This is a genomic window from Paenibacillus sp. GQ49 (genome assembly GCF_059759055.1).
The window spans coordinates 1-13359 of the sequence record NZ_JCAXEL010000033.1 but is presented as its reverse complement, the minus strand read 5'-3'; the positions used below and the strand labels follow the sequence as shown (position 1 = coordinate 13359).

The window sequence follows — 13359 nt, the reverse complement described above, 5'->3', positions numbered from 1 at the left end:
TTTATGATTGACAAGGTTAATTATATCACACATCATAGCCGTGACCGGGTCATTTTTATGAAATGTTTATGAAATCACCATGTTCATCATCATATGCACTGTCATTTATTGTAGTGTCTCACCAAACTTCACCGTTATGCGTTAAAAAGTGTCGATTATGAATATTCATAACGATACGCATATTAAAACAAATAGCCATGGAATTATTCCATGACTATTAGAGTTTGGGAGGTTACGTGTCCATCCCGATATGTGAACATTGTGTATGCAATATACTTTTTAATTAAACCCGTTCCGTCTGGTTGTTCATGTCTGGTGTTTCAACTTGCAATTCGCCCAAACCACGTACCAACTTCTTTGCATACGTTTTTTCAGGCTTTAATACGGATACCAGGTAGTCAATAGCAAGCTGTGGGTCTACAGTCTCCCCACAAGTGTAACAATCAATCGCTGCAAAACCTCTCTCAGGATACGTATGAATGGAGAGATGGCTCTCAGACAATAGTACAAGTACGGTCGCTCCCTGTGGATCAAACTGCTTGGACTGTACGGACATCACTGTCGCGCCACATGCCTCCGCTGCTTCAACCATTTGGGCTTCCAGATACTCTGCATTGTTCAGTAGATTAAAGTCGACACCCCAAGTATCAACAGCAACGTGTCTTCCGAAAGTTGAATATTCCATCCTTCGGTTCCCCCCTTCCTAGGAATAAAATGTTTGAAAAAATTTCATCCGCTAGGACCTACGTCATTCACTTCCCGAGGGAAAAATCTCTCGCAACATATAATGTCCTGAGTGAATCCTGGTTCCTATATTGTTTTCAACGAGATTAAAAATAACATTGAATCAGAGTGAAATCAACCCTTTTCCAGAAGATTGTAAAATAAATATGTTCAATTCGGAATATTTGATCTCACATCAAAAAATCCCCCTGAAACCTCCACATTGGCGAGTGCCACTGCCCGGAAGATACAAGGGAATTCATTATATACACATACGTTTATAAACATACAATTTTAAGCTAATAGGCTTCAAGCTCAAACAACCGTTTTTGATGACGAGCAAGGGTCTCATCAATCTGATGGAGCTGATCAGCAGTCGCATCTTTTCTAGTGTCCAGCAGTGAATCGATCTCGGCATACACACGGTTGATTTCGCGTTCTACATCTCTGGCCTGGAACAGATGTTGCAATTCAAGCAACGTATTTTTGTATTCATAGATCACTCGGGTGTTCTCCCCGGTCTTCTCCACAATTTTGTGGACAGTGCCTTGAGCATAAACATACGTCATGGTGAACCCTTTATAGATCCGATGAACGACCCCGTCACCCTTAAAAGTCACAAAGAGCTTCCGGACAACGTTGGTCAGATGCAGATTCACCAGGCGGCAAGATAACTCACAGATATAGAACCCTTCTATGCGGTCAAAAGGGAAATGCACTTCTTCTCCACTTACATCCCCCAGCACGACCTCCTGACAACCATTGTCCAACACCTTAACCCGATGATGAAGCCTGCCGTCTTCTGTCATGCGCAAAAACTGATGCATCTGGGGTTCTGACAATTTCATAGTGGCCTTAACATACTCTGTGGCTAACCGCTGAGCCATACAAATCCCTCAATTCTTTCCCGATTGTTTTGTCTTCCTGCACATGTAGCAGTCATCTCAAAATTCTTCAGGCCGGCTAAGCCGGTATGTTTGGTACTGTTGGCAATATGCACCTATGCTCATTATACACTATCCTAACGTTATATTTCTCCAGATCCAGATGATGAATTCTCACGAAATCCCATAAAAAACCGGATTAATCTGGATCTCATCAAAGATTCACTTAGCATGCTCACTTTCCTGCACTAAAACGGTATACTATCTCGGTTATCCGTTAATTCCGTTGGTTTCTTCCTCATCAGAAGCACCCTCTGCATCCAGCACTGGTGCATACTTATCTATGCGGGCATGGCGGGTAATGATGTCCCATAACTCTTCTTTCCCCAATCCCTCTTCGGATGAAAACGGCACAAACAAATCCCCTGAACGAAGACCCAGTGATTCCTTAATGACTTTGATATATTTGGCTCTGCGTGTTTTTGGAATCTTGTCCATCTTGGTTGCTACAACAACCAAAGGCAGTCCATTATGACGAAGCCATTCGTTCATCATCTTGTCCTCTTTGGACGGTTCATGTCTCATATCCACCATCTGCATAACCAGTTTCAATTCTTCGCGTCCCAACAAGTATTTCTCCATCATTTTACCCCAGGCAAAGCGTTGCTCTTTGGAAACTTTAGCGTAGCCATATCCCGGAAAATCGACGAAGTAGAGATCCTGATTAATTTTATAATAGTTGAGTTGCTGTGTCTTACCCGGTGTTGAGCTCGTCCGAGCCAAATTTTTACGATTGATCAAACGGTTGATCAGGGAAGATTTCCCCACATTGGAGCGTCCCGCCAAAGCAATCTCGGGCAAACCGTCATCGGGGTATTGTTCAGGCCGAACGGCACTGATAATAAATTCAGATTGATTTACTTTCATATTGTATCTTTCCTCTCTTGAAAACCTGTGCTATGCATCACCTGTTGAAGGTATTATGCCATGGATTGTTCTATCATACCAAAAAAACCGTTCCAGCGGACGCCGAAGCCTCCGCAGAACGGTCTAATCTTCATACGAACCTTTCGGATACGTGGATTACAGGTGAATTCCTGTCTGCTCCACAAGTGCATGCTGCAATACCTGATCCATATGGGCTACAGGTACAAACTCCACATCTTCCTTGATGCTGTCTGGAATGTCACGCAGGTCCCGCTCGTTATCCTTAGGCAATAATATTTTTTTATAACCGGCACGATGGGCTGCCAGTGATTTCTCTTTCAGACCACCAATCGGCAGTACACGTCCACGCAGTGTTATTTCACCAGTCATGGCGATATCCTTGGACACATGTTTGTTTGTCAAGGCTGAGATTAACGCTGTTGCCATCGTAATCCCGGCAGATGGACCATCCTTCGGAATCGCTCCTTCCGGAACGTGGATATGGATATCGTTTTTCTCATGGAAGTCAGGCGAAATTCCAAGCTGTGTAGCTTTGGAGCGGGTATAACTGAATGCGGCTTGTGCCGATTCCTTCATGACATCCCCCAGTTTACCTGTGAGAGTCAATTTACCTGTTCCAGGCACAACAGTCACTTCAATGATAAGGGTATCTCCACCCACTTCAGTCCACGCCAGACCCGTTACGGTACCAATCTGATCTTCCAGTTCGGCCATACCATAACGGAACTTGCCAGGTCCAAGGTAGTCTTTGATCTCATCGGATGAGATGTTAATCTGACCTTCCACGCCAGATACGACGTTCTTGGCAGCTTTCCGGCACAACGAAGCCATCTGCTGTTCCAGATTACGCACACCTGACTCCCGTGTATATTCACGAATTACACGCAACAACGCGTCATCCGGGATTTCCAATTGCTCTTCTTCCAGACCATGGTCCTGCTTCTGTTTGGGCAACAAATAGTTTTTCGCAATTTGCAGCTTCTCCAGCTCCGTGTAACCAGGGATGTTGAGCATTTCCATCCGATCCAGCAATGGACGCGGAATATTGTGTACCGTGTTGGCAGTTGTTATAAACATAACGTTGGATAAGTCAAACGGCAATTCTACAAAATGATCACTAAACGTATTATTCTGTTCCGGATCAAGTACCTCAAGTAACGCTGCGGAAGGATCTCCGCGGAAGTCTGAAGCCATCTTATCAATCTCGTCCAGCAGGAATACCGGATTAAGTGACCCTGCCGTTTTCATCCCCTGGATGATACGCCCAGGCATCGCGCCTACATAGGTGCGTCGGTGACCACGAATCTCGGCTTCATCCCGCACGCCGCCAAGAGATATTCTTACAAACTCCCGACCTAGCGATCTCGCGATCGAACGAGCAAGTGATGTTTTACCGACCCCTGGAGGTCCGACCAGACAGAGAATTGGTCCTTTGAGCTTCTTGACGAGCTTCTGGACAGCCAGATATTCAAGCACACGCTCTTTGGGCTTTTCCAATCCGTAATGATCTGCATTCAGCACATCTTCGGCTTTTTGGATATCCAGATCATCCGCTGTCATCTGACTCCAAGGAAGGCCAAGCAGCCAATCCACGTAGTTGCGAATGACTCCGCCCTCAGCTGAACTTGCAGGCATTTTCTCCAGTCGATCAATTTCTTTCTCGACCTTTTCTTTCACCTTGTCCGGCAAGCCGAGTTCTTCCATCTGTGTGCGAAGTTCCTCAACCTCACCCGCACGGCCTTCTTTTTCACCCAGTTCTTTCTGGATCGCTTTCATCTGCTCGCGCAAATAATATTCCTTCTGCGTTTTCTCCATCTGTTTCTTCACACGTTGGCTGATCTTGCGTTCAAGCTCCAGCACTTCGCGCTCATTGTTCAGGATATCCAGCAATTTCTCCAGACGTTCCCGAACGTCGATGGTCTCCAGAATTTCCTGTTTATCCTTGATCTTCAAGGACAGGTGACTCGTGATGACATCGGCCAGACGCCCTGGTTCTTCGATGTCAGACACCGCTGCGAGTGTCTCTGGTGTCACTTTTTTGGACAGATTAATATAATTCTCGAACTGGTTCAGAACGGTACGCATCAAGGCATCCGTCTCCGGATGGGTATTCTCCTCTTCAGGCAGCTCTTTAGCCAGTACTTCATAATATTCCTCGTTGTCCGTATATTCAATAATTTCAGCCCGTTCCATGCCTTCTACGAGTACACGAATCGTACCGTTTGGAAGCTTCAGCATCTGTCTGACCTTGGCCACGGTTCCGATTCTGAAAATGTCCTCTTGTGTTGGTTCTTCAATATTTACTTCGGCTTGGGAACATAGGAGAATCAGATGTTCTTCTACCATCGCTTTTTCTAAAGCCTTGACCGATTTCTCCCGGCCCACATCGAGATGCAGTACCATACTCGGGTAGACGAGAAGTCCTCTTAAAGGCAGTAAAGGAAAACGACGACCTTTCGCTTTGCTCGGTCCCATCGCTTTCGCACCTCCAATGGCTCTCAGGTTGTAGTCATTCATTATTCTATCAAATGTTCACATAAAAAACCAATGAAGGGAAGCGCTTAGCAGCTTCCCGAATCTGTAACCTGTCCTGGACGAGGCACGTCCGCACGCAAATAGGAAGCGGATGCCGGTGGAAAAATCTCCGGTGCAGGTGCAACTGTCTCCTCTGCAAGCTTCGTTTGTTCCATCTGTTGTGATTCCGGGACCCAGGCGAACACTTCACGGAATACGTCCTCTACGGTATCTACCGGGATAACGCGCAAGCCATCCAGATTCTCAAAAATGGACTGCCAGTTCTCCGCGGGAATAATAACGGTCTTCGCTCCTGCCTGAAAGGCAGCCTCCACCTTGGCCAGCACGCCACCAATAGGCTTAACCCGACCATGAATACTGATCTCGCCAGTCATCGCTGTCTCATGATCCACAGGGCGTCCCTGAATCGCTGATGTAATGGCAGTCGCCATGGCAATCCCGGCAGATGGACCATCAATAGGTGTCCCCCCTGGGAAATTCACGTGTAAATCGTAATCATTCGGACGAATACCCATGGCTTTTAATACGGTTAACACATTTTCAACCGAGCCTTTGGCCATACTTTTTCGCCGGAGTGTACGCGAACCGCCTCCAATCTCTTCTTCATCCACAACGCCTGTAATATTGATTCGGCCTTGATCTTTAAGAGCCGGAACAGCAGACACTTCGATCTCCAAAATGGTTCCCATATTCGGTCCGTATACCGCCAAGCCGTTAACAAACCCCACCTGCGGGTGTGTAGGGACCTTCCGATCAGGCCGTGGCTGAATCTGGCTGCTACCCGCCACCCACTCCACATCAGACGCCTGAAGCGTCTCACGCTTCTCTGTCAGCGCAAGCCCAGCAGCCAGCTGGATGATATTAACCGCTTCGCGTCCATTGGTTGCATATCGCTTGACCACATCAACGGCATCCGGACATGGACTGAACCCTATTTTCTGAACAGCATCCTCTGCAATTCGCCCAATCTCCTCAGGCAACAAAGGACGGAAATAAACTTCCATGCAGCGTGAACGCAAAGCTGGTGGCAGTTCATGAGGCGAACGAGTCGTTGCTCCAACAAGGCGGAAATCGGCCGGCAGGCCATTTTGAAAAATATCGTGGATATAAGCAGGAGTATGCGTGTCTTCCGAGTTATAGTACGCACTCTCCAAAAACACCTTGCGATCCTCCAACACTTTCAACAGCTTATTCATCTGAATCGAATGTAATTCACCAATCTCATCAATAAAAAGCATTCCCCCATGCGCTTTCGTGACAGCACCCGGTTTCGGTTGGGGAATACCTGCAACGCCCATGGCTCCTGCTCCCTGATATATCGGATCATGAACCGAACCAATTAAGGGGTCCGCAATACCACGTTCATCAAAACGGGCTGTTGTTGCATCCAGCTCCGTGAATTTGGCGTCTGGCTTGAAAGGCGATGTTGGATTCTTCTTGGCCTCTTCCAACACAACCCTTGCGGCAGCTGTCTTCCCGACTCCGGGTGGGCCATAAATGATAACATGTTGCGGATTAGCACTGCACAAAGCAGCTTTAAGGGCACGCAGCCCGTCTTTTTGCCCAACAATATCGTTAATGGTAGCTGGACGCGTCTTCTCCGACAACGGCTTGGTGAGTGAGATTGAACGCAACTTACGCAGCTTCTCCAGTTCCTTGCGAGATTCTCGCTCAACGGCACTGCGGTTCGTTTTCTGGCCACGCAGCAGGTTCCAGAAATACAAACCAATCACCACTCCAAAAAATAACTGAATCAACATGATGACCATACCAAATTCCATGTCTTCACATCCTCCTATTTTGTCGCTATTCTCATATGAGATCATGCTAATACTTGGTAGTATAGCCTTTTCAACGCGACGTAAACGGGCGATGCGAAATTTGTATGCGAGAAAATAAAAAGCCCGCCATCGCTGGCGAGCTTTTGCTGTAACAAGATATGAATCAATCAGTGCGAACGACCAGGAATAACACCTGTCTCTTCGTAGGCTTCGACGATTTTGTCGATCTCTTTTTTTAATTCCTCAACCATGATTTCTTCAGGCACTTTACGAATCATCTTGCCGTGACGGAACAAGAGACCTTCTCCACGAGCACCGGCAATCCCGATATCCGCTTCTTTGGCCTCACCTGGACCATTAACCGCACAACCCAACACCGATACTTTAATCGGCACCTTCAGTTTGGAGATATACTCTTCCACTTCGTTGGCAATGGAGAACAGGTCGATATCCAATCGTCCACACGTTGGGCAGGAGATCAATGTAGCTGCATTTGTAATGAGTCCAAATGTTTTGAGCAGATCACGAGCGACCTTGATTTCTTCTACCGGGTCCGCACTCAGTGAGATCCGCATCGTTGAACCAATACCCATGGACAATAAGGCTCCCATACCTGCGGAGCTTTTGATCGTACCGGAGAACAGTGTACCTGCTTCGGTAATCCCGAGATGCAACGGATACGGAATGATTTGAGCTGCTTTGGTATAAGCTTCAATCGCCATCGGCACATCCGATGCTTTGAGTGACACGATGATATCATGGAAATCAAGCTCTTCCAAAATACCAATGTGATACAATGCACTTTCTACCATAGCATCTGCCGTAGGATACCCATACTTCTCAAGGAGATGGTTTTCCAAAGAACCCGCATTTACTCCAATCCTAATCGGAATGCCGCGGTCTTTACAAGCCTTAACCACTTCTTCCACTTTCGCACGTTTACCGATGTTACCTGGATTAATCCGAACTTTATCGATGCCGTTCTCAATCGCAAGCAAAGCCAGCTTATAGTTGAAATGAATGTCCGCTACGAGCGGTATATGAATGCGTTTTTTGATTTCCTTGATGGCTGCGGCAGCTTCCTCATTATTAACCGTTACACGTACCACTTGGCAACCCGCTTCTTCCAGTCGCAGAATCTCTGCAACCGTTGCTTCAACGTCTGCCGTTTTGGTTGTACACATACTTTGGATAATGACTTCGTTACTGCCACCGATCGTTACGTTTCCCACTTTCACGGGACGTGTATCCTGTCTTAAATACATGAGTGATTTCTCTCCCCACAACGTCAAAGCTCCACCCTGACAGAGACATGAATTCGCCTTCTGCCAAAGTGGAGAACTGACAAGTCTATATTTCAGAGTTCAACGGGATTCAGGCCTTGATTAGGCGCTCTCTTCCTGCTTATCGTCCTTCGATTGGCTTAGTTCAGGCACGACTCTTTTCTCAACAACTTCTTCGGTAATGACACAGTTCGTAACATCATCACGTGAAGGCACTTCATACATGATTTCAAGCATGATACCTTCAATGATGGCACGTAATCCACGTGCACCTGTGTTACGTTTAATTGCTTCTTTTGCAATCGCGAGCAATGCAGCTGGTTCAAATACCAGATTCACATTGTCCAGCTCAAGCAGTTTTTGGTACTGTTTGGTAAGCGCGTTTTTTGGTTCGGAAAGAATCCGTACCAGCGTATCTTCATCCAGTGGCTCCAAAGTGGAGATGACTGGCAGACGGCCTACAAATTCCGGAATCAGACCAAATTTCAGCAAATCTTCCGGCAATACCATACCCAGGTATTCACCTGGTTTCAGATCTTTTTGCTCAGAAACGGTATTAAAGCCAATGACTTTTTTACCGATCCGGCGTTTGATCATTTGCTCCAGACCATCAAAGGCACCGCCGCAAATGAACAGGATGTTTGTTGTATCGATCTGAATGAATTCTTGATGAGGGTGTTTGCGACCACCTTGTGGTGGTACAGAAGCCACAGTTCCTTCAAGAATTTTCAAGAGAGCCTGTTGCACACCTTCGCCCGATACATCACGAGTAATGGATGGGTTTTCGGATTTACGCGCTACTTTATCAATCTCATCGATATAAATAATGCCACGCTCTGCTTTTTCCACATCATAATCAGCAGCTTGAATCAGTTTGAGCAGGATGTTCTCTACATCCTCACCTACATAACCCGCTTCTGTTAATGACGTAGCATCCGCAATAGCAAAAGGAACATTCAAAATTTTTGCCATCGTTTGCGCAAGCAACGTTTTACCAGAACCCGTAGGTCCTAACAGCAAAATGTTACTCTTCGACAGTTCAACATCTTCAATCTTGCTTTGAGTGTTGATCCGTTTGTAGTGATTGTACACCGCAACAGACAATGACTTCTTCGCTTGCTCCTGTCCAATAACATATTGATCCAGGATATTACGAATCTCTTTTGGTTTTGGAATATCTTTGAGGTCTACTTCTTCATCATGACCGAGTTCTTCCTCAACGATTTCGGTGCAAAGTTCGATACATTCATCACAAATGTACACGCCTGGTCCAGCGACCAACTTACGCACCTGCTCCTGAGATTTACCGCAAAAAGAGCATTTCAGTTGCCCTTTCTCATCGTTAAATTTAAACATGAAACCACCCCTTTAGGAATTGATCGGTCTACTGAGCACCTGGTCAATAATGCCGTACGTCTTAGCCTCTTCAGCGCTCATGAAGAAGTCACGGTCTGTATCCCGCTCAATTTTCTCAAGAGACTGACCCGTACGATCGACGTATATTTGATTCAGTTTCTGACGTGTTTTAATAATCCATTCTGCGTGTATCTTAATATCCGCAGCCTGTCCTTGAATGCCGCCAAGCGGCTGATGAATCATTACTTCGCTATTTGTCAGCGCATATCTCTTGCCAGGTGCACCGGCTGTCAGCAATAACGAGCCCATGCTTGCTGCCATCCCAACGCAAATGGTAGATACATCCGGCTTGATAAATTGCATCGTATCGTATATACCCATCCCTGCGGTGACAGAACCACCAGGTGAGTTAATGTACAAGCTGATATCCTTCTCAGGATCGTCGGCTGCCAAAAACAAAAGCTGTGCTATGACAAGATTGGCTACATCGTCATCAATCGCACTGGTTAGAAAGATAATGCGATCTTTCAGCAAACGTGAATATATATCGTAAGACCGCTCGCCTCGATTGGTTTGTTCTATAACCATTGGCACCAGACTCATGAGACCAACCTCTTTTCTACATGTAATTAGACATAGGCCACCTGTAAAGCAAACCCAAATTCATTCTAACACTTTCCTGTGACAATGTCATTTTTCACAAGAGGAGTCAGACATCCGTTTGTTTACTTTTTTAGCCTGATCATATTTAACCATGTTTTCTATGTATGTGCAAATTGAAGCCATCCTATGCCGTATTGCCTTTTTTTTATTTGCATGAAGTACATAGGTATGTAAAAAGTGTACAGGGATCAATAAAATTAGTGTTCATCCATATAATTACTTCATTTTCTATAAAATGGATGTCATAATTTAAAAATAAGGCACGCAATAATTCACGTGCCTTATCGTTTATTCAACTGACAAGTTGATAATAGCTTGTCTTATTTTTCGTCAGCTTCTGCAACAACTTCTTCAGCTGGAGCTTCAACCGGTTCAACAACTGTGCTGTTCTCAACAAGAACGTCAATCGTTTTACGCAGCTTAACTTCATCGCGAAGGCTGTCCAGGGAACCATTACCTTCGAGGATGCCACGGATCTCATCAGCAGGACGCTTGTAAGATTCAGCCATTTTCTCGAGTTCTTGATTCACTTCTTCGTCAGATACTTCAATGTTTTCCGCTTTACCTACAGCTTCAAGCACCAGGTTGTTGCGAACACGTTTGGAAGCATCTTCTTGCATTTGTCCTCTCAGGTCAGCTTGAGTCTGGCCAGAGAAGCTCAGGAACATTTCAAGGTTCATACCTTGGTTACGCAAACGGTTATCGAAATCACGCATCATGTTTTGTACTTCGCTCTCAACCATTGCAGCAGGAATGTCCACTTCAGCGTTCTCAGCAACTTTTTCTACAACTGCATTTTCTTGTGCAGCTTTGGCTTCGTCAGCTTTACGGGATTCCAATTGTGTTTTAAGGTCAGCTTTGTACTCTTCAAGTGTGTCGAATTCGCTAACATCTTTAGCAAACTCATCATCCAATGCAGGAAGCTGTTTGCGTTTGATTTCGTGAATTTTCACTTTGAATACCGCTTGTTTGCCAGCAAGTTCTGCTGCATGGTAGCTCTCTGGGAAAGTCACTTCTACGTCTTTGAAGTCACCAGTGGACAGACCCACAACTTGTTCTTCAAATCCAGGAATGAATGTGTTGGAACCCAGTTCCAGGGAATAACGCTCTGCTTGTCCACCTTCGAAAGGTACACCATCAACGGAACCGTCGAAGTCGATTACTGCAACGTCGCCGTTAGCAGCGGAACCTTCGTCGATTACAACGAGTTCAGCGTGACGTTGTTGAAGACGCTCAAGTTCTTCAGTCACTTCTGCTTCAGTTACTTCACCTTTTGCTACAGCAACTTCGATTCCTTTGTACTCACCAAGAGTAACTTCAGGTTTCACAGTTACTTTTGCTTTGAACTTGAAAGTTTGTCCTTTAGCGAATTGTTCAACATCTACGTCAGGACGATCAACCGGGAAGATATCCGTTTGGTCGATTGCTTCTGTATAGGCTTCAGGAAGCAAAATGTCGATTGCTTCTTGATAAAGGCTCTCTACACCAAAACGTGCTTCGAAGATGGAACGTGGTACTTTACCTTTACGGAATCCAGGTACGTTTGCTTGTTTAACCACTTTATTAAAAGCTTTGTCGAGTGCTGCAGTTACACGATCTGCATCCACTTCAACCTCAAGAACCCCAAGGTTCTTCTCTATCTTTTCCCAAGTTGCTTTCATTGTATACTTTCCCCTCCAAAATTCACATGTTCACGTAGGCAATCACGTACAAAATAACCATTTTAGTATAAACAAGATTAGATTCTTTTTCAAGGGGAATCCCTTGATACGGTTTAAGGAAAACGTTTCCGGCCTCTATTAACCATCCAATCCGGCAGATACAAACTGCTTCATGGAACGATAAGCCTGCTCCAGCCGAAAGCGCATTGCCCCTGTCACAGCATACATTGAACGGGTATTTTCCTCATCATGCGAGCCACCCAGACTGTCTGCAACGGTCATATGTAGAGCTGCTGCCCATATATCTGTCATGGAATCATTTTCTTCCAGCATCGATACATAATCACGGGTTCCATACACCGCCATGACATATTGTATCCACAGTTCCTGGGCAAAATAAAAGAGCGTAGGTTCATGAACCTCCGTCTGATCTGCCACTCGTTCCAGAATCTGGACGATTTGGAGCGGGAATTCCTCTGGTCTAAGAGGCACGGTGTCGATCTCGACTTCAACCTGCTCTTCGCCTCTCGTAAACAGGATCATACCTTGAACACCTCGTCGACGCAAGGTTTGCAGCACCCGAAATTGAAGCAGAGGGTGAAGCGACTTATCTTTTAACCAACTCGTAAGTGCCTCGTCAATCTTCGGTAGATCAAGATAGGCCAGCTGCTCCAAAGCCAGCATCGTCTGTTCAGACAGCGGCTCCTCCATTACTGTGCGAAGCATCTTATCTGCATAACCATCATCCTGTTCAAGCTTCATTCGGGCATGCTGCCGTGCCATGTCTTCCTCACTAATCTCTTCTTCCTCTTCTCGTTCTTCAAGAACGGCAGGCGAGGTTTCTTCATATTGAGGAAACGCAGCCTGAAGCCATTCGAGCAGAGCCCGCCATTCATCATAATGGCGCTCTTCCTGTCCCTGACATTGCAACAAAAAGTGAAGCAATTTCATCGCTTCACCATACCGTTCATTTTCAAGCATAACTGTCAATTGAATCTGGTAATAGTCCAGCGTCTTAGGAAACAGCACAATATTGTTGTTATGCTCGGTTTCCGGGGTCGTGGATTCCTTAATGGGAGCACCTCCTCTATATCCTGAATCTCCAGTTGGAATCAACCTAAATAGATATATATTAAAACGATTGTTGATCTATTTTTTTTGAGTTCTCCTGATATTCTAACATAACCTTAAATATAATGAAAAAAACGTTACTGCCGCCAAATATCATATACGAAAAATAGTTTAAAATAAAATACTTGATATTCCTGTATGCATATGATAAAATCAATTTTGCTTGAAAAAATTCATGTCTCAGTAGCTCAGCTGGATAGAGCAACGCCCTTCTAAGGCGTCGGTCGGGGGTTCGAATCCCTCCTGGGACGTAAAAAAAAGAAGCTTCCCTCGGGAAGCTTTTTTTGCGTCTGGGGATGAGAACCCCAATGGTTCGTCGGAGCATTCGCTTCGTTAGCACTACTTCGCAGTCTTGACTGCAAGGAGAGTATCCCTCCTGGGACGTAAAAAAAAG

The 13359-nt window shown here is 45.5% G+C and carries 10 protein-coding genes and 1 tRNA gene; 1 reads left to right on the top strand and 10 read right to left on the bottom strand.

Annotation, left to right across the window (positions count from 1 at the left end):
* Positions 1-283: 283 nt before the first annotated feature.
* The 10 genes from speD to AC6CIF_RS30985 all read right to left on the bottom strand — a co-directional run bounded on the left by speD (position 284) and on the right by AC6CIF_RS30985 (position 12908).
* Positions 284-685 carry an adenosylmethionine decarboxylase gene (gene speD, locus AC6CIF_RS31030; protein WP_036673526.1) on the bottom strand — a complete coding sequence of 134 codons (402 nt, stop codon included), beginning with the start codon at positions 683-685 and terminating at the stop codon, positions 284-286.
* 337 nt (positions 686-1022) lie between these two features.
* Positions 1023-1610, bottom strand: a complete 588-nt coding sequence (locus AC6CIF_RS31025) for a non-ribosomal peptide synthetase module (RefSeq protein WP_076216938.1) — start codon at positions 1608-1610, stop codon at positions 1023-1025.
* A 267-nt stretch (positions 1611-1877) separates the two neighbouring features.
* On the bottom strand, positions 1878-2534 hold the full coding sequence (yihA, locus tag AC6CIF_RS31020; protein ID WP_221820869.1) for a ribosome biogenesis GTP-binding protein YihA/YsxC: 657 nt from the start codon (positions 2532-2534) through the stop codon (positions 1878-1880).
* A 156-nt stretch (positions 2535-2690) separates the two neighbouring features.
* Positions 2691-5030: an endopeptidase La gene (gene lon, locus AC6CIF_RS31015; RefSeq protein WP_498202665.1), complete on the bottom strand. Its 2340-nt coding sequence runs from the start codon at positions 5028-5030 to the stop codon at positions 2691-2693.
* A gap of 86 nt (positions 5031-5116) precedes the next feature.
* Positions 5117-6871, bottom strand: a complete 1755-nt coding sequence (gene lonB / locus AC6CIF_RS31010; protein ID WP_076216935.1) for an ATP-dependent protease LonB — start codon at positions 6869-6871, stop codon at positions 5117-5119.
* Positions 6872-7038: 167 nt separating this feature from the next.
* Positions 7039-8136, bottom strand: coding sequence for a flavodoxin-dependent (E)-4-hydroxy-3-methylbut-2-enyl-diphosphate synthase (ispG, locus tag AC6CIF_RS31005; protein ID WP_076216934.1), 1098 nt, complete (start codon positions 8134-8136; stop codon positions 7039-7041).
* 120 nt (positions 8137-8256) lie between these two features.
* Complete coding sequence (gene clpX / locus AC6CIF_RS31000; protein WP_076216933.1) at positions 8257-9510, bottom strand: ATP-dependent protease ATP-binding subunit ClpX; 1254 nt, start codon at positions 9508-9510, stop codon at positions 8257-8259.
* A gap of 12 nt (positions 9511-9522) precedes the next feature.
* Positions 9523-10113 (bottom strand): ATP-dependent Clp endopeptidase proteolytic subunit ClpP, encoded by a 591-nt coding sequence (gene clpP / locus AC6CIF_RS30995; RefSeq protein ID WP_076216932.1) that lies wholly within the window; start codon positions 10111-10113, stop codon positions 9523-9525.
* Positions 10114-10493: 380 nt separating this feature from the next.
* Complete coding sequence (gene tig / locus AC6CIF_RS30990; RefSeq protein ID WP_237177848.1) at positions 10494-11834, bottom strand: trigger factor; 1341 nt, start codon at positions 11832-11834, stop codon at positions 10494-10496.
* Positions 11835-11972: 138 nt separating this feature from the next.
* Positions 11973-12908 carry a hypothetical protein gene (locus AC6CIF_RS30985; protein ID WP_174806500.1) on the bottom strand — a complete coding sequence of 312 codons (936 nt, stop codon included), beginning with the start codon at positions 12906-12908 and terminating at the stop codon, positions 11973-11975.
* Between the two features lie 234 nt (positions 12909-13142).
* Here AC6CIF_RS30985 and AC6CIF_RS30980 point away from each other — a divergent pair.
* Positions 13143-13216: transfer RNA gene (locus AC6CIF_RS30980), tRNA-Arg, on the top strand.
* Positions 13217-13359: the final 143 nt, after the last annotated feature.